20 protein-coding genes and 1 pseudogene are annotated in these 19,539 nt (G+C 59.6%); 12 read left to right on the plus strand and 9 right to left on the minus strand.

Going from position 1 to position 19,539, the window contains the following annotated elements:
• Positions 1-97 precede the first annotated feature (97 nt).
• Together ACVWXF_RS02215 and ACVWXF_RS02220 are read right to left on the minus strand one after the other, a co-directional pair.
• On the minus strand, positions 98-463 hold the full coding sequence (locus ACVWXF_RS02215; protein WP_011432017.1) for a response regulator: 366 nt from the start codon (positions 461-463) through the stop codon (positions 98-100).
• Positions 464-739: 276 nt separating this feature from the next.
• Positions 740-1,687 carry an NAD(P)H-dependent glycerol-3-phosphate dehydrogenase gene (locus tag ACVWXF_RS02220; RefSeq protein WP_457403193.1) on the minus strand — a complete coding sequence of 316 codons (948 nt, stop codon included), beginning with the start codon at positions 1,685-1,687 and terminating at the stop codon, positions 740-742.
• A gap of 142 nt (positions 1,688-1,829) precedes the next feature.
• On the opposite strand from ACVWXF_RS02220, the gene ACVWXF_RS02225 reads away from it, so the two are divergent.
• Entirely contained in the window at positions 1,830-2,735 is a 906-nt protein-coding gene (locus tag ACVWXF_RS02225) for an alpha/beta fold hydrolase (protein WP_414331097.1), read from the plus strand.
• Between the two features lie 82 nt (positions 2,736-2,817).
• A complete protein-coding gene (gcvH, locus tag ACVWXF_RS02230; protein WP_011432013.1) occupies positions 2,818-3,207 on the plus strand; it encodes a glycine cleavage system protein GcvH in 390 nt (129 codons plus the stop codon).
• Positions 3,208-3,228: 21 nt separating this feature from the next.
• Here the strand turns inward: gcvH and ACVWXF_RS02235 are convergent, their stop codons facing one another.
• Positions 3,229-4,140, minus strand: a complete 912-nt coding sequence (locus tag ACVWXF_RS02235; RefSeq protein ID WP_457473516.1) for a diguanylate cyclase — start codon at positions 4,138-4,140, stop codon at positions 3,229-3,231.
• Between the two features lie 431 nt (positions 4,141-4,571).
• Here ACVWXF_RS02235 and ACVWXF_RS02240 point away from each other — a divergent pair, with 431 nt between their 5' ends.
• The 7 genes from ACVWXF_RS02240 (at position 4,572) to ACVWXF_RS02270 (ending at position 11,017) form a co-directional block, all read left to right on the plus strand.
• Positions 4,572-5,003 carry a DUF3119 family protein gene (locus ACVWXF_RS02240; protein WP_011432011.1) on the plus strand — a complete coding sequence of 144 codons (432 nt, stop codon included), beginning with the start codon at positions 4,572-4,574 and terminating at the stop codon, positions 5,001-5,003.
• Positions 5,000-5,800 (plus strand): peptidoglycan editing factor PgeF, encoded by an 801-nt coding sequence (gene pgeF, locus ACVWXF_RS02245; protein WP_457473517.1) that lies wholly within the window; start codon positions 5,000-5,002, stop codon positions 5,798-5,800. The genes ACVWXF_RS02240 and pgeF overlap by 4 nt, the downstream gene beginning before the upstream one ends.
• 764 nt (positions 5,801-6,564) lie before the next feature.
• Positions 6,565-6,993, plus strand: a complete 429-nt coding sequence (locus ACVWXF_RS02250) for a DUF6464 family protein (RefSeq protein WP_457473518.1) — start codon at positions 6,565-6,567, stop codon at positions 6,991-6,993.
• Positions 6,990-7,697 carry an orotidine-5'-phosphate decarboxylase gene (pyrF, locus tag ACVWXF_RS02255; protein ID WP_457473519.1) on the plus strand — a complete coding sequence of 236 codons (708 nt, stop codon included), beginning with the start codon at positions 6,990-6,992 and terminating at the stop codon, positions 7,695-7,697. Before ACVWXF_RS02250 ends, pyrF begins: the two co-directional genes overlap by 4 nt.
• 131 nt (positions 7,698-7,828) lie before the next feature.
• A complete protein-coding gene (locus tag ACVWXF_RS02260; RefSeq protein ID WP_414344494.1) occupies positions 7,829-8,413 on the plus strand; it encodes a hypothetical protein in 585 nt (194 codons plus the stop codon).
• A gap of 200 nt (positions 8,414-8,613) precedes the next feature.
• Entirely contained in the window at positions 8,614-9,735 is a 1,122-nt protein-coding gene (locus tag ACVWXF_RS02265) for a hypothetical protein (RefSeq protein ID WP_457473520.1), read from the plus strand.
• Positions 9,736-9,757: 22 nt separating this feature from the next.
• A complete protein-coding gene (locus ACVWXF_RS02270; protein ID WP_457473521.1) occupies positions 9,758-11,017 on the plus strand; it encodes an aminotransferase-like domain-containing protein in 1,260 nt (419 codons plus the stop codon).
• Here the strand turns inward: ACVWXF_RS02270 and ACVWXF_RS02275 are convergent.
• Positions 10,995-11,246, minus strand: coding sequence for a hypothetical protein (locus ACVWXF_RS02275; RefSeq protein ID WP_457395888.1), 252 nt, complete (start codon positions 11,244-11,246; stop codon positions 10,995-10,997). The two genes, ACVWXF_RS02270 and ACVWXF_RS02275, sit on opposite strands and share 23 nt — an antisense overlap.
• A 123-nt stretch (positions 11,247-11,369) precedes the next feature.
• Positions 11,370-11,642 (minus strand): tellurite resistance TerB family protein, encoded by a 273-nt coding sequence (locus tag ACVWXF_RS02280; RefSeq protein ID WP_041436116.1) that lies wholly within the window; start codon positions 11,640-11,642, stop codon positions 11,370-11,372.
• Positions 11,643-11,921: 279 nt separating this feature from the next.
• On the opposite strand from ACVWXF_RS02280, the gene ACVWXF_RS02285 reads away from it, so the two are divergent.
• On the plus strand, positions 11,922-13,049 hold the full coding sequence (locus ACVWXF_RS02285; RefSeq protein ID WP_457473522.1) for an iron-containing alcohol dehydrogenase family protein: 1,128 nt from the start codon (positions 11,922-11,924) through the stop codon (positions 13,047-13,049).
• Positions 13,050-13,073: 24 nt separating this feature from the next.
• Here the strand turns inward: ACVWXF_RS02285 and ACVWXF_RS02290 are convergent, their stop codons facing one another.
• From ACVWXF_RS02290 to ACVWXF_RS02300, 3 genes are all read right to left on the minus strand, one after another.
• On the minus strand, positions 13,074-14,015 hold the full coding sequence (locus tag ACVWXF_RS02290) for a DMT family transporter (RefSeq protein WP_238376852.1): 942 nt from the start codon (positions 14,013-14,015) through the stop codon (positions 13,074-13,076).
• 248 nt (positions 14,016-14,263) lie between these two features.
• Positions 14,264-15,385, minus strand: coding sequence for a glycosyltransferase family 9 protein (locus ACVWXF_RS02295; protein ID WP_011432002.1), 1,122 nt, complete (start codon positions 15,383-15,385; stop codon positions 14,264-14,266).
• Between the two features lie 127 nt (positions 15,386-15,512).
• On the minus strand, positions 15,513-16,319 hold the full coding sequence (locus ACVWXF_RS02300) for a hypothetical protein (protein ID WP_148202674.1): 807 nt from the start codon (positions 16,317-16,319) through the stop codon (positions 15,513-15,515).
• 454 nt (positions 16,320-16,773) lie between these two features.
• Between ACVWXF_RS02300 and ACVWXF_RS02305 the strand changes: the two genes are divergently transcribed.
• The gene (locus ACVWXF_RS02305; protein WP_011432000.1) at positions 16,774-18,054 is read left to right on the plus strand and encodes a DUF4912 domain-containing protein; all 1,281 of its coding nucleotides are present in this window, start codon (positions 16,774-16,776) and stop codon (positions 18,052-18,054) included.
• 164 nt (positions 18,055-18,218) lie between these two features.
• Positions 18,219-18,402, plus strand: a pseudogene (locus ACVWXF_RS02310) (hypothetical protein); the annotation flags it as partial.
• 24 nt (positions 18,403-18,426) lie between these two features.
• Here the strand turns inward: ACVWXF_RS02310 and ACVWXF_RS02315 are convergent.
• Positions 18,427-19,467 carry an anthranilate phosphoribosyltransferase family protein gene (locus ACVWXF_RS02315; protein ID WP_457473523.1) on the minus strand — a complete coding sequence of 347 codons (1,041 nt, stop codon included), beginning with the start codon at positions 19,465-19,467 and terminating at the stop codon, positions 18,427-18,429.
• Positions 19,468-19,539 lie beyond the last annotated feature (72 nt).

Raw genomic sequence — 19,539 nt, forward strand, 5'->3', positions numbered from 1 at the left:
CACATGGCCGACACTGCGTTTTTAAAGGGCGTCGGCTACGGTCGGCGCTATCCTTCCCCGCCCTGAAGGACGGGGCTTGCCGCGCCTTTTGGTCAACTCAAGACAATTGGGCAGCAACGGCTTTCAGCAGGCGTTTCTGGTCAACGGGCTTCGTCAGATAGGCATCGGAGCCAAAACATAGCCCCTGTTCAATCTCTTCGGGAGAGATTTTCGAGGAGAGAAAGACGAAGGGGATGTGAGCTGTAGACTGATCCCATCTCAGGGCATCCAGCACCCCATAGCCGTTCAGCTTGGGCATCACCACATCGCACAACACCAAGTCGGGCATCAGGGTGCGCACCATCTGCAAGCCCTCTTCTCCATCGGTGGCCGCCACCGTGTCGTACCCCGCTCGTTGCAACACCTTCTGCAGATAGGTGCGAATAGAGGGTTCGTCTTCAATCACCAGGATGCGTTTGGACATAACTTTGTAAAAAATTAAACAAAGACCTGGCCCAACCTGTCGGGCCTACTGTCCGCCTTCCCGGAGCCAGAGAGATCCGAGTTGATGCAAGAACAAGTCGAAGAACTACAGCTGCAGCATAGGGAAACTCTGGAAAAAAAAACTCCGCCAAATCGCTCATTCTGGGATCTCCCTGCTCTGCAAAAATCCTGATAGAGTGCGGAACAACTTTCCTCATCCGCAGATTTGCGGTTATGCCAGAAACCCCCCTCCTCCTTTGGGAGAAGTGAAGGCAGCCTATTCCGAAGTCAGTTGACGTTCCATCAGGCGGGTGAGGGCGGCGGTGGGGGTGGTCTGCCCTTGCAACAACAGATGCACTTCCTGGGTGATGGGCACCTGAATGCCGTGCTGGGCAGCGATCTCGACCACGACGGGAGCGGTGTAAACCCCTTCGGCGGTGCCCTCGATCTCCGCCAAAATCTGCGACAAGGGTTGGCCCTGGCCTAGCCCGTAGCCCACTCGGTAGTTGCGGCTCAAGCGGCTGTGGCAGGTGGCCAGCAGATCCCCCAACCCCGACAGGCCATTGAAGGTTTCTGCCCGTGCCCCCAGCTTAGATCCCACCCGGATCATCTCTGCCAGGCCGCGGGTAACCAGAGCCGCACGGGCATTGGCCCCCAGTTGCAAGCCATCACACACGCCAACAGCGATGGCGATAACATTTTTCAGGGTGCCGCCTAGCTCCACTCCCAGCGGATCGCTGCTGGTATAGAGGCGGAACCGCTCCGAGGAAAGGGCATACTGCACCTGCACAGCGGCCCAGGGATCCCGGCTGGCCACCACTGCCGCTGCCGGCAAGCCTTGGCGGATCTCCGCCGAAAGATTAGGCCCCGAAAGCACCACCAGGGGCTGCTCCGGGAAGGTGGCCCCCCAAATTTGGGTAGGGGTCAGAAGCTGCAGTGGATCCAACCCTTTGGTGGCCGAGACCAAAATTGCCTGCGGCGGGATCCCCACCTGGCGCACTGCTTCCACCACAGGGCGTACCCCCGCCATAGAGACGGCTGAGATGAGGATTTGGGATCCCTGGAGCACCTCTGCCAAATCCAGGCCCTTGCGGCGATCCCAAACCCGCACCCGGTGCCCTTGCCCCTGAGCCAGCATCGCCAGGGTACTTCCCCAAGCCCCGGCTCCCAAAATGGCAACGCTTTGCGGGGATGTTGGGCTTTGGCCTTCTGCGCTAGTGTTCATCTAATCTGTTCACCCGCAGACTTTCTCTTAAGCTTTCTTCGTAGGATGCCTCTCAAAAAGCCTGCGCCGGCAAAGGGAAGACCGGCGACAAAGGTTAGTATGGGTGGATACCAAATCATGGGTTAGCTCGAGAGCAGACGACATGGCAGAAGCAGGGATCCCCCGTCTTCCTCCTGAGGTAGCCGCCAAAATGGGAACCTGGCAGCACGGGTATGCCCTTACCAATGGCATTCAACTGCACTATGTCACCCAAGGGGAAGGGGAGCTGGCGATCTTGTTGCACGGTTTCCCGGAGTTTTGGTACTCCTGGCGGCATCAGATTCCGGTGTTGGCGCAGCGGTTTCGCGTGGTGGCACCCGATATGCGCGGCTACAACGATTCCGACAAACCGGATCACGGCTATGACCTGGATACCCTTACCGAGGATATCCGCGGCTTGCTAAGCCACTTTGGGGCTCAGAGGGCGGTGGTCGTAGCCCACGATTGGGGGGGAGCCATTGCCTGGCACTGGGCGCAATTTTTCCCTGAGGAGATTCGCAAGCTGGCCGTCCTCAATTCTCCCCATCCGGCCTGCTTTCGCCGGGAATTCTTGAGCAACTTGGATCAACTGCGCCGCAGTTGGTACCTGTTCTTTTTTCAATTGCCTTGGCTGCCAGAGTGGGTGCTGCAGTGGGATTTGGGAGATTGGGTGCGCCGCATTTTCCAGGAAACCTCGGTGCGCAAAAGCGCCTTCACCCGCCACGACCTCAAGCTCTACCAAGAGGCCCTCTCCAAACCCAAGGTTCTCACCTCTGCCCTCAACTACTACCGCCAGCTGTTTAACCTGCCCACCTTGCAGAACCTGTTTTTGCAGCCCATGCGGCAGATCCTCGCCCCCACCCTGCTGATTTGGGGAGAAGAAGACTTTGCCCTCAGCCGCGAGCTAACCGAGGGGATGGATCCCTTTTTCCCCAACGGCCTGCGCAAGGAGTACATCCCCGAATGCGGCCATTGGGCGCAGCAGGAAGCGCCGCAAACCGTAAATCGGCTGCTGATGGAGTTTCTCTAGCGGGCCGGGCTTGGGATCCGCTCTTTACCATCTTCAAGGGTTGACCCTAGAATAATCCACTGAATTCTACGGGAGAACCGGCATGGCCCTGGAGTATCCATCCCATCTGCGCTACGTGGACACCCACGAGTACATCCATGTTGAGGATGATATTGCGGTGATTGGGATCACAGCTTATGCCGTCGATCAACTGGGGGATATCGTTTTCGTGGGCTTGCCCGAAGAAGGGACAGAGATTGAAAAAGGGGAAAGCTTTGGCTCGGTAGAATCGGTCAAAGCCGTCGAAGATCTCTATGCCCCTCTTTCTGGAGAGGTGGTAGCCGTGAATACAGCGGTGGTGGAGAGCCCCGAAAGCCTTGCCGACGATCCCTATGGCGATGGCTGGCTGATCAAGGTGCGCATTGCCAACCCCGAAGATCTCGAGGACACCATGAGCGCCGAAGCCTACGCCAGTTTGGTGGAGGGATCCTAAACTCCAGCAGTTGGCCCTGAACTACAGCAAAGTCTCTCGGTTACCCCCCTCAGCTTTGGCTTGGTAGAGGGCCTTGTCGGCAGCAGCCAGCAGACTTTGTGGGTCAGTTCCCTCTCCCAACTCCAGCAGAGAGGCGATGCCCACACTGCAGCTTAGGGAGATGGTCTCCGTCCCCGCCTGCACCAACAGGGTCTGGACAGCCTGCCGCAAGCGTTCTGCCAGCCCTAGGATCTGCGAGTTCGGGATCCCGCGCACCAGCAGGGCAAACTCATCGCCCCCCAAGCGGGCCACCAGATCGTCTTGGCGAACGTGAGCTTGCAATCGCCGCGCCACCTGGATCAAGGCTTGATCCCCAGCCCAGTGCCCCCAGCGGTCGTTGATTTGCTTAAACCCATCCAAATCCAGATAGAGCACGTGGAGGGGAATGCGATGGCGAAGGGCAAAGGGGATCTCCAGCTCCAGTTGCTCCAGGAAAAAACGTCGGTTATGCAAGCCGGTCAGCGGGTCGTGGAGGGCGGCAGTGGCCATTTGCAAAAAGAAGGCTTCTTCTGCCGCGTCGTAGTAGGCAAACTTGAGGGTGCTGGCCCCCACTTGAATGCGATCTCCATCCTTCAGGAGAACGCGGCTGATGCGCTCGCCGTTGACATAAGTGCCGTTGAGGCTCTCCAGGTCGGTGAGAACATAACCCTCACTTTCTCTTTCCAGCCGACAGTGCTGCCGGGAGACGGCGTGATCCAAGAGCTGAATGTCCGCGCGGTGGCTGCGCCCCAAAACTCCACCCCTCGCCAAGGGAAACGTCATGCCCACATTGGCGCCGCTGAGCACCGTTAGAAAGGCCGCAGTTGCCTCAGGCTGGGGTCTGCGCTCGTAAAACTCCAAGGGGATCTGAGTGGTTGGCTCCTCTGGCAACTGAGAGAGAGGGTCGAGAGGCATGGAGAGGCCCAACGAATTGTGCGGGTTAGCAGTAAGCACTCGTTATATCCGTATTATGTCGGTTTTCCCCAGGCCGTGTTTGGGTGAGCGAGGGATGTCTCGCCGGTTCTGATCTGTAAACTTGCGGAACTCTGGAGTTTATCGTATACCATCGCACGCGGTGAGGCCCTCAGTTGAGAGCTACGCGAGGATTCCATCCCGCCTGCGCGGTTGTATCGGCCAGCTGTGGGAAGAAGCTCAATGGCAAACCCCAATTTCCCCAGGATCCCAAGTATTTTTCGGGATAACTCAAAAAACGGGTTCGGTTTGCCCCTCGTTCCCTGATTTCGAGAAGAGGCTCTCTCCTCTATGTCCTACAGATCCTCTGACTTCTGAAGAGTTGCCGAGGCGGCCTAGAATGGGGCTGGGATCCCTGAGAGGAGGAGTGGGGCATGATCAGGCCCAATTCTGCCCATCTATTGACTCCGGATTTTCGCCTCAGCCTGTCGGTGTTGGCTTTGGCGGTGCCGCTGTTCTGGCTTTCGTTTTGGGCGGGGCTGGGGGTGGGTCTGTTCGGCCTGTTTTTGATGGTGCAGACCTCTCTGATCGGGCTGGCCTTTACCAGGACGGCGCTGCAGGTCTACAGCGGCTCCAAGCGCATCCGCGAGTTTCCCTACAGCGAGTGGCAGGATTGGCAAATTTTCTGGCCGCCGCTGCCGGTGTTGTTCTTTTTCCGAGAAACCAAAAGCATTCATTTTTTGCCGATGCTGTTTAACCCTGCTGAGCTGAAGATGTGTTTGGAAGAGCGGGTGGGTCATCTCCACGCCCAACATCGGTCTCAAGGATCCCCGCCGATTGCTGGTCCGGGTAGCTCCCGCCGATGAGTGGCTCCGCCTTGTGGGTTTGGCAGCAGGCAGAGAGATGGCGCTGGCTGGAGTGTCAGCTTTTGGCGGAGTGGCCTCACGCTTTTGGCTCTCGCCAAGGTCATCCCCATCCCCCATCTCAGTTGGCCGCCCGGCTGCAACTGCCCCCTGAACAGGCCGCGTGGGGCCATCAGGTGCATGGCTGCAACTGGGTTTGGGCAGATGGGATCACCGAAACCTTTGGACACAAACGAGAGCAGGACTGCTCTGCTGGTCAAGGGATCTCTACCCGTTCTCAGGCGGATGCGGTCATTGCCCGCCGCCAAGGGGATTCTGCCTGGGTCTGCACCGCTGACTGTGTGCCGATTTTGGTGGCCAGTCGAGAATGGGTGGCGGCCATTCACGCCGGGTGGAGAGGCACTGCTGCGGGGATCTTGTCCAAGGTGCTGCAGGAGTTTTTACAGGCGGGGATCCCTGCTGCTGGGATCCGCGTGGCCATCGGGCCCTCTATTTCGGGGTCGGTCTATCAGGTGTCAGAAGCGGTGGCGGAGCTGGTGCTGAACAGTTTACCCCCGGGGCTGGATGCCCGCGCCGCTCTCTTGCCCGATCCTCTGCCCGGCAAGGTTCGCCTGGATCTGCGCTGGGTCAACGGTGCCCAAGCCCAAGCCCAAGGGATCCCCCCTGAACACATTGCCGTCAGCCCCCATTGCACCCTCAGCCAACCCCAAGATTTCTTTTCCTACCGCCGCGATGGATCCCTGAAGGATGAGCAGGGCCGTCATTGCGTGCAGTGGTCGGGAATCGGCCTGCGGTCGTAGGCAGACTTGACCCAGTTCTGCCCGGAGGAACGGGAAGTAGTGGCTATAATTGCGCTCAAGACAGGGCTGATACATTTACGCTGAACACTGCTGAACATCACTGTTCAACTATGCAGCGATAGCATTCTGTTTGTTTCCAAACAGAATGGCGGTATCCCGCAAAGCTTTGAGTAGAATACCCAAAGCGCAGTTTCCGTGTCGTCTTACTACCAATTTTCTGCTTTGCTTTGGCTACCATGTTGGCAGACTCGAAAGTAAACAGAAAGATCAACTGGTAGTAATCCGTACTGAACATATTATACATTATTTTCAGTATAGTTGAGCTTATTATTGACTAGAGTCATGCTCTATCTAACTACTGGAGATCCCATGGTTTACCGCGCTGTTTTCTGGGGATTAGCTGGGATGGCTTTGGCTTTCTCTCTCGCTTTCCTTGAGGAGGCTAACGCTCAAACCTCGCTGACTGGCATCAACCGTGACAGCGTACTGCAACTGAACCTTGGGTCGGGACGCAGCCTCCCTCGGGTACCTGTGGGCGGTTCAGGTTCTGAGGAGGGCCGGGATCCCGCTGCTCCCTCGGCGCAGATGTGGGCTGAGTGGCATATTCGCGCCAATGTCTGTACCGGAAACCTATCCACAGAAGAACTGGCGGAGCTGTTTCCATTGGTGAATCAAGCTCTAGTGGATGCCGTTTGCCGGGGAGGAAGTTAAAGGTTGCCCAGGCTGGCGGTAAGGTGAAGAAGGAGCCTCTAGGTCGCTGCTGCATGGATTTTGAGAAACTTTTGGAGGAATGGGTTGCAGCCTTTGCCCAAGTGGCCGAAGAAAGTTTGGCCTCTTTGGAGACTGCCCTGATAGAGCTGGCAGAGCACTTGGCTGTGCCTTTACAGGAAACCCTTAGGCAGTGGGAAGCCCTCTGGAATCTGGAGGAGGAAGTGGAGCTGGAGCCTGAGCCAGAACCCTTTGAGGAAACCCTCAACCCTTCTGGCGAATCTTTCACCACCAGTCGTTTCTTCGTCAGCCCGATAGGATTTGGGGGTGTGGTTGTTTACACTTACGTGGCTTCGCCGCCAGAATACATCGGGGATCCCACCTGCCGCTACAATGCCCATTCTCCAGAGTTGCGCTGTGCCGTCAACCCCTGCGGCCCCTGTGAGGGCTGTCCCCACTACGAGCCTCGGAATGAGCCCCGATGAAGGGTGACCGCCTGATTGTTGCGCTGGATACCTCTTCTCAAGAGCAGGCTTTGAAGTGGGTGGACTCTTTGCCGCAGGTGCTGTGGTGGAAGGTGGGCCTGGAGTTGTTCACTGCTGCGGGTTTTCCCATTCTGCAGGCTCTCAAGGAAAGGGGCAAGCGCATTTTTCTGGATTTGAAGCTGCACGACATTCCCCACACCGTGGGGAGGGCTACGGAGGTGGCCGTCGGCTATGGAGTGGATCTGCTCACCGTCCATGCTGCCGGCGGCAGTGCCATGTTGCGGGCAGCCGTGGCAGCTGCCCAGGGCAGTCCTTGTCGGCTATTGGCGGTTACCCTCTTAACCAGCATCAGCCCCCCGCAGGTGCGACAGGAACTGGGCATCGAGATGGATCCCGCCGACTATGTGTTGCATTTGGCCCGGCTGGCTCAAGCTCAAGGCTTTACCGGACTGGTTTGCTCTCCTCAGGAGGTCTCGCGGTTGCGCCAAGCTTTGGGGCCGGAGGTTTTGCTGGTTACTCCCGGGATCCGTCTGGGCCAAGCCAAGGCGGGGGATGGAGAGGAGGATCAACAGCGCATCTGCACGCCCGACGAAGCTCTGCGGGCAGGAGCCGATTATTTGGTGGTGGGCCGCCCCATCACCGCTTCTCCCGATCCCGTGGCCGCCTTGCGGCGCTTCCAAGCCTCATGGGATGCTGCCGGGTGAGGGTGTGGGGAGATGCCCGATGTTATTGGGGTAGTTCTGTAATGCAACGACGCCGTAGGCTTGTGCAGTGGATCCCTGAAAAAAGGCCGGCTGGATCCGGCAGGAGATGTTGGCTAGGAGTCGGTTTGTCGGTGGTTTTGGGCCTGGTCAGCACTCCTGGGCGCGTTAGGGGTGCGGAGCATTTCGTTCCGGCAAGAGGGGAAACTTGCCTGGCTGCTCCTCAGGTTTGGGCTGAGGCTCTAACGGAGCAGTTGCCTTTGTTTCTCAATCTGGCCTTGAGCCGCTCCCGCTCTGAGTTTCAGGTTGTGCTGGTGGGGAAGCCGGAGGTTGAAATGCTCTCTCCAGGGTCTCCGGCCCGCTTACGCCAACAGGAGCTGGCTCCGGTTTTGCCGGACACCGCAACTGCTGTTTCGCCAGAAGCTTTTCGGCTGTATTTCACCACGCTGGAGCGCCGCTTGGTCTTGCCCCAACACCCCCAAAAGGAGGGCAACTCCTTGGCCGGTCGGCGCAGCGAAACCCTGCAACTGGCCTACGAGGCTTATGTTCTGCGGGCTGCTCCTGGGGATCCCTGGCGGTTGGTGCGTCTGCAGGTAACCGGATCGGGGATCCCCATTCGCGATGTAACGAATGGACTCACTGCCCAGGCCATCCGCCGCTGGCAACAGTCGGGTTGCCCCTTGACGGGCGATCTAGAGTTGACTAGACCTTCTCTCTAGCGGCGCGGAGCGCTTTGCGTCAGCATGAGTGCGGGAGTATGTCACGCGGGGAGATTCTCTTTTGGAAGTAACGAAAGGGCACTTTTTCTCCCCAACCGGCCAAGAGTAGAGGGCGTCGGATGTTCTGCTGCCGGTCGAGGGCCCACCCCGTGTAGGGATAGTGTTCTGCACTGCTCATGCGAACAGGCTAGGGTTTACCCATGAAGTTTCCCCCCGCCACACCCCGCCCGGGCAAGCGGCTGCCCCGCGGCTCATTTCCCCGCCTGAGCTCCTCCAACAGGGACAACCATCGCCTTCGGCGTTTGGTCGGTTTTGGTTTCATGGGCCACTGGCTGCTTTGGGGGGGGATGGGCCTTCTTTTGGGGCAGCGACTCCGCTCTTGGGGGCAACCGGCTCCTCTGCAGTGGTGGCGCGTTTTGCCGGTGAGCGGTTCTGAGGGATCCCTGACTTTTGTCCAACCGGAACTGCCTCTCTACCACTCGTTCGCGTCAGTGGTGCGGAGCACTTTTGCAGACGGGCTACTGCCCTGGTTGGCTCAGGGAACCGGGATCTCGGCTGAAGGGATCCTGCACATCTTCTCAGCTATGGCCTGCTTGGCCATTCTGCTGTTGTGCTGGAGCTGGGGCAACTTCTGGAGTGCCGGTCTATGGGGACTCAGCCCCTGGGTGTTGACCCAAGGGTTGGAGCCGGGCAGCGAGATTTTGGGCAGCCTGGTTTTGCTTTGCAGTTGTGGTGTTGGGCCGGGATCCACCTTGCGCTGGTGGGGTCTGGCCTTAGCTTGTGCCCTGTCTTATAAGGTTTGGCCCTTGGCTCTGCTCTGGGCGGGGCTGTGGACGAGCCAGCAGTGGCCACGGCAACCGTTGCGTTCGCGTCAGCAGTGTGGGGCATCAGGACTGCTTTTGCTGCTGCTGGTGATGGGTTTTTCCTGGTTGGGACGGATTGATTGGCCAGCTACCTCTGCTGAGGTGACTCCCCATCCTCTCAGCTCCCAAGGTGGCTTGGCCGTTTTGGCTACTTTGATGCTGCCCTTGGGGTTGAGCTTGGTGCGGTTGGGCTGGCCTTGGGCGGAACGGCAGCAAGCCCTGCTCAGCTTGGCCGGTTTGGGCCATGTCCTCTGGATGGGGGCGCTGGCGACATGGTTTTGGGATCCCCAAGTGAACACCCTGCAGCAAAGTGCTCGCTGGGGTTTGGTGGTGCTCCCCTTCCTATGCCTGAGCGCCGGCGGCGTCTTGGCTGAGATCCCCTACCGGAGCTGGCGGCGGGTTTTGGGATCCCTACTCCTGGGCAGTTCTTTCTTGTTATCGTGGCAGGCACTGGCCTAAGGTATTCTTTCTCTTGCTTGCCATGACCCAGACCTCGTCCGCATCGGCACCGCGTAGCACTTCGCGGCCCTTGTTGCAAACCCTTTTTGCCCAACGGGCTCAGGCTGTGATCCCTTCTCCTTTTGGGGCGGAGATCCCAGGGGCGGTGCCAGTGGTTACCAGTTTTACCTTTGGGCTGGCGGATCCGCGCCTGTTTCCCAAGGCCGACTTGGCGCGGGCCACGGCGGAGGTGTTGGCGGAAGATGGGGACAATGCCCTCAATTACGGCGGCACGTTTGCCGGGCTGATCGACGTGGTGCTGCAGTTGATGCGGGATAGAGGGGTAGAGGCCCAGCCGGAAAACCTACTGATCGGCTATGGCTCTGGGCAGATCCTCGGCCTGTTGCCTCAGGTCTTCGTGGAGCCGGGGGATGTAGTCATTGTGGAAGGGCCCACCTTCATGGGGGCTGTCAGCCGTTTTGCGGCGGCAGGAGCGCGTCTGATCTCGATTCCGGTGGATGGGGAAGGCATGGTGGTGGATCGCCTGGAAGAGGTGCTGCGCGATCTGGCTCGCCAAGGGATCCGCCCCCGATTTGTCTATACCATTCCCACCTTCCAAAACCCCAAAGGCTGCACCCTCTCTGGGCCACGGCGGCAGAAATTAGTGCAGTTGGCAGCTGAGTACGGTGTGGTGGTGGTGGAGGACGAGGCCTACTACGACCTGCGCTTTGCCGGGGATCCCTTGCCCAGCTTGGCTTCCCTGGATCGGGAAGGCTGGGTTCTGCACGTGGGCACCTTCTCCAAGATTGTGGTGCCGGGAGTACGGGTGGGCTGGGCCTGTGGTCACCCTGAGATCATCCGCCGCTTGGAGATGTTTCGCAGCGAGGGATCCCTGGGGCCCTTTTTGGGCCGGGTGGTGGCCCGCTATTGCGGGGAGGGCCGTCTGCAAAGCCACATTCAACTTCTCACCCGTCGCTACCGAGAAAAGTGCCAGGTGATGCTGGAGGCCATCGCTCAATATTTTCCGCCCGAAGTCAAGGTGGAGGCCCCTGGGGGTGGATTTTTCGTCTGGTGTGAGCTGCCCCCTTCCCTAAGCGCCAGCACCTTGTTGCAGGCTACCCGTGCCCTGGGGGTCACCTTCCTGCCGGGCACCCACTGCTTTGCCGATGGCCAAGGGGAGCACGCCCTGCGCCTCGCCTTTAGCTACCAACCGGAAGAGCGCATTGTCAGCGGCATCCAGATTATTGGGGAGCAACTGCACAGACTGATGCACTCTCGCGTCACCTGCTCCCCACAGCCTTAGCCATGCGCCGGAAAAATTGCCCAACGCCCTTCACCAGGTTGGGTGCAGCTTCTGGACGAGCCGGGATCCCGGCCATGAGGGTGTAGTAGTCATCCAAGAGGGTGTGCTCTTCTGGAGAGACCGTGTTGTCCGCGATCATCAGGTTGCCGATTGCTCCCAAAAGTTGCATGCGCTCGGTTTCGCTGGCCTGGGCAAGATAATCGGCCATCCAGCGCTCGGTTTGCTCCATCGGGATGGGCTCTTGGATCAGCTAGAAATCGCGGGAGCCCCGCACTGTACCCGTAGGGTCGGTGTCGAGAGGAAAGTCCGCCTCCATGGTTATAATTGTACTGCGGACACCAGAAACGGTTGTTTAAGGCACTGGTAACGGTCGATTGGGGGTGCTGTAAACCACCCCAGAGGCTCGTGGTTGGCTTGCCAACTGCAGGGCTACCGAAAGCCCGCCCTGTACTGCGAAGGTCAGGGTCGGGTAGTTTACTTCTCGCAGCTCGGTATCGTGCTCCAAACCATAGCGGCGCAGCAGGGATCCCAAGTAGGCCAATTCCTGGGGTTCCAAATGCCCATCGGCCCAAGCAGAGCCGGCCACAATTTTGAGCATGAGCTGATGTTGAGTTGTGGGGTTCATGGTGGGATCCCTTGCTGAGAACTGTTGTCGCTACGCGACACTTCTGCGAACGTGTCAGGGGGCCAGAGACCTTAGAGGCTGCAGAGTTGAGGGGATGAACAGCTTAACTATAGCCAGACCTTAGGTGAGCCATCTGCGTTTGAGCCATCTGCGTTTGAGCCATCTGCGTTCGCGTCAGCAGCGCGGAGCCCTTTTTGCGGCTAGGATCGTTATCTGTATTACGAACACTGAGCTATTCGCGATAGCGGGACGGAGTCCTTTTTCTCGCCCATTCTTGCAATGCTGAGCGCCTCTCCTTGCCAATTGGATCTTGCCATTCCGGCCCCAGGTCGGCTGTACCGCGGCAGCGGCATTCTGGAAGCTGTGCCCCTTACGGTACTGGGATCCCGCGTGCTGGTGATCGGGGGGGAACGCTCCTTGGCTGTAGTTGAGGCCCCCCTGGAGCGCAATTTCGCCCGGGATCCCGCCCTCCAAGTTCACTGGACTACCTACGGGGTAGATTGCAGCGAGTCGGAGCTGGCGCGTTTGCAGGCGCTAGCCATGGCGGAGTCCACAACCGGCATCTTGGGGGTAGGCGGGGGCAAGGCTCTGGATACGGCCAAGCTGGTGGCCCACAGATTGGGGATCCCGGTGGTTACCGTGCCCACCTCTGCGGCCACCTGTGCCGCCTGGAGCGCCCTATCCAATATCTACTCCGACAGCGGCGCTTTTCAGCAGGATGTGAGCCTGGATCGCGCCCCTGCTGCCCTGATCCTGGACTATGAGCTGATTCTGCAAGCTCCAGCGCGCACCCTAGTGGCTGGGATCGGAGATGCCTTGGCTAAGTGGTACGAGTCTTCCGTCAGCAGCGGCAGTTCAGAAGATGCCCTGGTGATTGGGGCAGTGCAGCAAGCCCGTGTCTTGCGGGATTTGCTCCTCCAGCAATCGGCGGCGGCCTTGAGGGAGCCGGGCGGAACCGCTTGGAAGCAGGTGGTGGATGCCTGCATCTGCCTGGCGGGGATCGTCGGCGGCATGGGTGGGGCTAAGTGTCGCACCGTGGCCGCCCACGCTGTCCACAACGGGCTAACCCACTTGTCGGGGCACCGGGCCACCCTGCACGGCGAGAAGGTGGCTTTCGGCATTTTGGCCCAGCTCCGCCTAGAAGAGATCCTGCAGGGAAGCCAGTTGGCGCTGGCAGCACGTACCCAGTTGCTGGAGTTCTACCGCCAGGTGGGGCTGCCCCTCAACTTGCGGGATCTCAAGCTAGGTCACTTGGGATCCGCCGACCTGCTGCATGCTGCCCAAGTGGCCTGCCAGCCAGGATCCGACATCCACCACCTGCCCTTCCCCGTCAGTCCAGAAGCCCTGTTGGTGGCCCTTACCACCACAGACCTGACCAGCTCCAGCCCTGTTCTCCCTCGGCTGTAAGTCCTGGCAGAGGATATCTGTCTGCTATCCAACTCCGCCGGTACGGGCCTGGGTCGGCATTGTGGGCAGGCGGGCTTCGCCGTAGGCTCCAGAGGTGGCGCCCACCAAGATCAAGGCTCCGCCCATCCAAGTCCACCCATCCGGGATCTCGGCAAACACCCAAAACCCGATTAGGCTGGCCCAGAGCAGACGGGAGAAATCCAGAGGCAGCAGCATCGTCACCTCAGCCAGCTTGTAGGCCTGGGCGAGGGCCACCTGGCCAATGCTGCCCAGTAGCCCCATGGCCACCATCCACAGCCACTGCTCAGGAGAAGGCCAGGTCCAAACCCAGACGGCAGCCAGAAAGGAAAGGGGGGTCTGCAGCAGGCCCATGTAGGCCGTAATCGTGAGGCTGGACTCGGTGCGGGAGAGGATCTTGAGCACGATGGTCACCCAGGCAAAGAGTGCTGCCGCCCCCAAGGCCAGCCCTGTTCCCAGAGAAAACTCTCGGAAGCCTGGCCTCAACATCACCAAAGCCCCGGCAAACCCCAGGCCCAATCCCAGCCAGCGGGACGAGCGCATCTGCTCGCCCAACACCCATACCGCCATCGTGCCGGCAAACAAAAGTTGAACAAAGCTCAGCGCCGTAGCTTCTGCCAGAGGCAACAGGCTGGCTGCCCAAAAGGAGAGCAACATCCCCACCGTGCTGATCGCCGAGCGCAGGAGGTAAAACTCCATCTTGGCGGTGTGCAGAGACTGGATCCCAGCCCGCAACACCAGCGGCGACAGGGCGAGAAACCCGAATAGGTTGCGCAAAAACACAATCTGAAAGGGGTGAAGGGCGGGAGTGTTGAGCCGGATGATCGCGCCTAAACAGGCAAAGCAAGCAGTGGCCAGCAGCTTCAGGGCAACTCCTTGCCAGAGCCTTATTTTTCCCCACTCTGCAAAGCGGCTCAGCTGGTGGCGATACCACATCTCCAAAGTCACAGCTCACACCCAAATGGTTTAGGCACTAAGTTTTCAGCCTTGAACTCTCAGCTTAAACGGACTTCCAGGGATCCGAACTGCGCCCCTGGGCACTCCTTGCTGCCCACCGGCCCCCCTGATTCCCAGGGGGAAAAAGATGGGGATCCCAAGACATGGCCATTTCAAGTAGCCATGAAACAACTCACCCCGTCGCTCCATAGCTCCCCTCTCTCTTTGGGAGAGGGGCTGGGGGTGAGGGCGTGGAACCTCTAGGTTTGCTTGAGAATCTCTTTCAAGTAGCCGATGACCGTTTCCGGCTTGAGATGGGCCATACAGGGATGACCCTCCACCAGGCAGGTTTCGTTTTTGAACTTGTTCTCTGCGCAGACCCGGCACTTGTAGGCGGTTTGGGTGAGATAGACGTGGGGCAGACGAGGAGCCCACAGTCGCACCGGGCTGGCCCCATCCCCATCGGCATCGTTGCCAAACAGGGCAATGGTGGGACAGCCCACTGCCGCCGCGATGTGCATCGGCCCCGCATCCACGGAGATACACACCCGCGCCCGCTTCAGGGCCCCCGCCAGCTCCATGAGGCTGGTTTTGCCCCGCAGGTCAACCATTCCCGTTTGCGCCAGCAGTTCGTCTTCGCTGCTGCCGCCGTGGTAGAGGGATCGCTGCAGCTCCGGCGCACTGCCGATTAGCCCCACCTGCAGGCCCTGGCCTTGGCACCACTGGATCACCTGCCGCCAGTACTCCAGAGGCCACATCTTGGCGCGGCGGGTAGTGGTGATGTGCACCAAGACCTCTGGCACCGGAAAACCGGGATCCCGGCTGGGCAGCTCCAGGCGGAAAAAATCCGTCTCCACGTACGCCAGGCGACAGAAGATTTCGGCAATGTAGTTGCTGGTGAGGATCCCTTTGTAGCGCTGCAGAAACTCCAGGCCGTTCCAGTCGTCATCCTGGAGCATGCGCTGTACCGGGTCGGAGCCGGGATCCAACTTGCGGCGAAAATCCAGAGTCAAGCCGGCCCCGGCAATGTACTGGGGGCGCAGGGCCGTTACCGCCACCAGGTTGAGCTCGCTAAACTCGTCGCAATTGATGGCCAAGTCGTAGGGGCCGGCCTGGGTCACCCGTTCTCGCACAGCAGCGGTCAGGGCCTCGAGGTAATCGGGACGACGGCTGTAGAGAGGAAAGCTGAAGTCGATGTAGGGGCAGTGGAGCTCAAAGTCGCGGGTAATCTCGCTGCCAAAAAAATCCAGCACACAACCGGGGTATTTTTCCTTGAGGCCCCGCAACAGCGGGATGGTAACCACAAAATTGCCCACCTTGCTGGAGGAAAACACCGCCAGGTGGGGATGTTCCCGCAGAGGTTGGTTGGCAAACCGTTGCATAAGGCTGGGATCCCCAGGAAGATATCAACCCCGCTGGAGGTGGTGCGGGTGGTGCAGACAGAGCACTTTTGCTAGGCTAGCATTCCTCTGTCCTGCACTTGGATGGCCATGCTGGGATCCCTGGGCCTCAGGGGAGACTGGCTTGGCTGCCATCCCAGATGACCACCACAGCAAAGCGATCCAGAAAGCCATCTGTCGCATTCATCTGGCGCAGACTAAAAGCATCTTCGGCGGAAATCACCAGGTCGTAGCCCAGGGTGCGGATGGCACGAATGCGGTGAGGCCGTTCCCCGATGCGGTTCACCAGTGAGCGGGCCTGCTCTTCCGAGGTGGCATAGGCAGCTGTGCCCTCGCTGCCCACAAAGGCCGCGTTGAGGTCTTGGCCAAGAGTAACGGGGGTATAGACTTGATTGCCATCGGGATCAAACAAGCGCATTGACTGGCTAGGCAAGAAATCCAAGCCTCGTGCATCCACAATCAACCCTGTCACTTGCGGTTCCCGCCGCTGGGATCCCGCCTCCAGACCCGTTCCGCCCCCTGGCCCTTGGCCTGTGCCCACCCCTGAGCCAGGACTGGCTCCGCGCACCCCACTCTGGCCGCTGCCCGGCCCGATCACTTCCCCCTGCCGGGATCCAGAGCCACTGCCGCCAGGGCTGGTGCCGAACTGCCGCAACAGATCCAGATCGAAAACCGGGCCTTCTGCCACTTCTCCATGGCCGGGTTGGGCCGGCTGGACTTTTGGATCGGCTTGATCTGTTTGTGGGAGCGGAACAGAATCCTGGGTTACTGGACGCCAGGGCGTTGCTTCAGAAGCGGGCAGGGTAGGGGATCCCCCTTGCAAGCGGTAAAGGGGAGGAAACAGCGTTTGGGCATCCACAGCTTCCACCGGCAAGACCGGCCCCGCCAGCAGGATCCCCAGTGCTGCCCAGCTCACTTGGATCCGTATGCCTTGAATCCTATACTTCCACCACCTCATGCCCACACCTCTTGGCCTCAAAACCTGCGGCCCGCTCGGCAACCGCTCATCCTCCCCCATGCTACCCAGGCAGGGCCGGTTCGGCAGGGGATCCCGCGCAGTCTTCCCCTTGGCTTGAGAGCAGCTGGGGCTCCTGGCCTCTCCCTAAAGGTGGGTCGGAGAACAAGAGATTGATCCCCAGCGATCCCCAGGGTCTTGACCGACAGGCAAAAATACGCAAACATGGGTTCATCATTCTTGATGATCCCCGTTGATCCCCACCTGTGGTCATCAGCGGCTGGAGAGCCCGAGGCAAGCCCATACATCAGCAGGTTCAAGGTTGTCCTCAGAACCACAAGCTGGGATCGGCCCATAGGACAAAAGCTGGAGCATTGCACGAAGCCCGATTTGTCGAAGACAGGAGACCCCGACCATGCCACAAGAGCGGATCCCGTTGGAAGAAATGACCATCCGGCAGTTGCGGGAAGAAGCTGCCCGCTATCAGATCCCCAAGTACAGCCGCATGACCAAAGACCAGCTGATTGAGGCCATTCGAGAGGCCCAAGTCAAAGCTGGCCGCCCTGTCGATGCCATGCCGGAGCCCAAGGGGCAAGAATCGGTCACCCAAACGAAGTTTAGGGGTCAAGAGGTTGCCGGCAAGACGGATCTGGCCGATGTGGACAAAGGGCTGGGGGATCTGCCGGAGGGCTATGGGGAAAGCCGCATTGTTTTGCTGCCGCGGGATCCCCAGTGGGCCTACGCCTATTGGGATGTGCCCAACGAGGCTAAAGAAAGCAAGCGCCGCGAGGGCGGCCAACAGTTGGCGCTGCGCCTCTACGATGTGACGGATATCGATTTCAGCTACCAGCCGGCCCACAGCATGCAGGAGTACCCCTGTGACGAGTTGGCGCGGGAGTGGTATTTGCCGATCCCGGTGAGCGATCGTTCCTACATTGTGGAAATTGGCTACCGGACGGCAGATGGCCGCTGGCTGATGTTGGCCCGCTCGGCGGCGGTGATGGTGCCGCCAGTCTTTCCCTCCGACTGGTTTGAAGAGCATTTCCTGACGGTGCCCTTCGACATGGCTCTGCAGGGCCGCACCCTTTACCAGCTCAGCGAGCCCTACAAGCGCAGCGCCACCGGCATGGGCGTGGTGGACTACAAAGGCGATGAGCCGCAGCAGGGTGCCACGGTCGATCCCTTCCTGGAAATGGTGGGTGGCTTTGAGGCGATGCGCGTGGCGGGATCCCTGTTTGGCAGCCACCAGATGGGCAGCCGCCAATTGGTGCCGGAGCAGGCCATCAGCTCGTTTATCATCCCCTCGGGTGTGGGCATGATGGGGATGGCCATGGCGGAGGTGCCCGCTGCTCCCTGGATGGCTTCAGGATCCGGCCTGGGCCTGTTCTCGGGGGCTTCCGAAGTGCTGCCGCAGCGCTCTCGCAAGTTCTGGTTGGTGGCCGATGCCGAGCTGATTGTCTATGGGGCCACAGAGCCGGATGCCACCGTTACCATTGGCGGGCGCAAGATCCAGCTCAACCCCGATGGCACCTTCCGCTTCCACATGGCTTTCCCAGACGGCAACATCGACTTCCCCATCTTCGCCGTGGCTGCCGATGGCGAGCAAAACCGGGAGATCCACATGACCTTCGACCGCCGCACCCTCTCCCGCCGCACCAACACCAAAGAAGAGGCCATCGAAGAGTTGTTGCCCTGAAGGCTCCAACCTTTCCCTTCTTGCCCCCTGGAGCTGGCCGGGGGGCTTTCTTTCCTGGGCTGGAGAGCTTGACTCCAGCCATCAAAACAGGGGATCCCAGCCCTAGGAGAGCATGACTCTAGTCAATAATAAGCTCAACTATACTGAAAATAATGTATAATATGTTCAGTACGGATTACTACCAGTTGATCTTTCTGTTTACTTTCGAGTCTGCCAACATGGTAGCCAAAGCAAAGCAGAAAATTGGTAGTAAGACGACACGGAAACTGCGCTTTGGGTATTCTACTCAAAGCTTTGCGGGATACCGCCATTCTGGTTGGAAACAAACAGAATGCTATCGCTGCATAGTTGAACAGTGATGTTCAGCAGTGTTCAGCGTAAATGTATCAGGTCGATCACCCGGATCAGTTGTTTCAGCTTCTCCATCACCCGTCCAGAGCGAAGCAGGTCTTCCGCCTGTTGGATCCCTTCTGGCAAGGATGGGGCGTGGCCGAGGAGCCACAGATAGCTGCCCCCATTCCAGAGAACGGCTGGGGTGAGTTCACAGGGATCCCCGCTGAGCACCTGCTGCATCTGTTGGAGCAGCTCTTTCTCGCCGGAGAGGGGAATCTCCGGGCCTGCCAAGTGACAATCGCGAGCCTTCAAGAGCAGCCGTTTCCCGCCCTGGTTGAGAATGGCCGCCCGTTCCCGCGGCAGGTCGCAACTGCCTTCCAGACCTTTGACGGTGGTGAATTGCCGAATCTCCCGCAGGGCAAACAGCTCCAGCATCGTGGCCTCGGTGGGCGGATGCACGTACCCGGCCACCAGGTGAAAGGGGCCTTGGTAGGGTGTCCAGACCAGCTCCAAGGTGGCCAAGGGGGGGCGCTTGCCGATTTGATCCCGGTAGTCCATCAGGGCCTGAGCCTGGGGAAAACAGGTGGGCAAATACAAAAATCCCAGCCCGGTTTGTTCCAGCAGTTGCCCCACCCGCTCCAGGGATAGCCCCCGCCAATCTACCCCCAAGCTCCGCCACACCGTTTCCAAAGGCAGCCCATACTTGGTGGGACAGAAGCCAGAGCCATGCAGCAAAACGGCTGACCCTGCCGCCGCCAGCAGCAAAGCCACCAGCACCCCCAGCGGCGCAGTCCGCGAGCGGCCATCGTAGGGATGGCCAAAGATGATCAAGGGATGGGGCAAATCCCGTTGGGGCAGAAGAGGGCCGTCTTCTGCGTAGGCATCCAACATACCGGCCAGCTCTTCGGCAGTGGGGCGCTTGATGCGGTGGGCAATTAAAAAAGCCCCGATCTGGGCGGGAGTGGCTTCCCCCCGCAGGAGCATCCGAGCAGCGCTGGCGGCCTCTGCCCGGCTGAGATCCTGGTGGGTGTGGGTGCCGCTGCCGATTTTTTTCAACAGCTCGCGAAACTCTTGGCTCATAGCATCGGCGGTCGGGAGCGCTGGGCTACTCAGGATAGGGGGAGATAAGGGCGGAACACTTGAAACTACCGA

Source organism: Thermostichus sp. MS-CIW-40 (genome assembly GCF_054058315.1).

Bases quoted from the DNA above. Each gene is read 5' to 3' on its own strand.
- gcvH (WP_011432013.1), top strand. From the start codon at position 2,818: ATGGCCCTGGAGTATCCATCCCATCTGCGCTACGTGGACACCCACGAG.
- ACVWXF_RS02215 (WP_011432017.1), bottom strand. From the start codon at position 463: ATGTCCAAACGCATCCTGGTGATTGAAGACGAACCCTCTATTCGCACC.
- ACVWXF_RS02270 (WP_457473521.1), top strand. From the start codon at position 9,758: ATGACCCAGACCTCGTCCGCATCGGCACCGCGTAGCACTTCGCGGCCC.
- ACVWXF_RS02295 (WP_011432002.1), bottom strand. From the start codon at position 15,385: ATGCAACGGTTTGCCAACCAACCTCTGCGGGAACATCCCCACCTGGCG.
- ACVWXF_RS02250 (WP_457473518.1), top strand. From the start codon at position 6,565: ATGGATTTTGAGAAACTTTTGGAGGAATGGGTTGCAGCCTTTGCCCAA.
- ACVWXF_RS02235 (WP_457473516.1), bottom strand. From the start codon at position 4,140: ATGCCTCTCGACCCTCTCTCTCAGTTGCCAGAGGAGCCAACCACTCAG.
- ACVWXF_RS02240 (WP_011432011.1), top strand. From the start codon at position 4,572: ATGATCAGGCCCAATTCTGCCCATCTATTGACTCCGGATTTTCGCCTC.
- ACVWXF_RS02265 (WP_457473520.1), top strand. From the start codon at position 8,614: ATGAAGTTTCCCCCCGCCACACCCCGCCCGGGCAAGCGGCTGCCCCGC.
- ACVWXF_RS02305 (WP_011432000.1), top strand. From the start codon at position 16,774: ATGCCACAAGAGCGGATCCCGTTGGAAGAAATGACCATCCGGCAGTTG.
- ACVWXF_RS02285 (WP_457473522.1), top strand. From the start codon at position 11,922: ATGCTGAGCGCCTCTCCTTGCCAATTGGATCTTGCCATTCCGGCCCCA.
- ACVWXF_RS02275 (WP_457395888.1), bottom strand. From the start codon at position 11,246: ATGGAGCAAACCGAGCGCTGGATGGCCGATTATCTTGCCCAGGCCAGC.
- pyrF (WP_457473519.1), top strand. From the start codon at position 6,990: ATGAAGGGTGACCGCCTGATTGTTGCGCTGGATACCTCTTCTCAAGAG.
- ACVWXF_RS02225 (WP_414331097.1), top strand. From the start codon at position 1,830: ATGGCAGAAGCAGGGATCCCCCGTCTTCCTCCTGAGGTAGCCGCCAAA.
- ACVWXF_RS02280 (WP_041436116.1), bottom strand. From the start codon at position 11,642: ATGAACCCCACAACTCAACATCAGCTCATGCTCAAAATTGTGGCCGGC.
- pgeF (WP_457473517.1), top strand. From the start codon at position 5,000: ATGAGTGGCTCCGCCTTGTGGGTTTGGCAGCAGGCAGAGAGATGGCGC.
- ACVWXF_RS02220 (WP_457403193.1), bottom strand. From the start codon at position 1,687: ATGAACACTAGCGCAGAAGGCCAAAGCCCAACATCCCCGCAAAGCGTT.
- ACVWXF_RS02315 (WP_457473523.1), bottom strand. From the start codon at position 19,467: ATGAGCCAAGAGTTTCGCGAGCTGTTGAAAAAAATCGGCAGCGGCACC.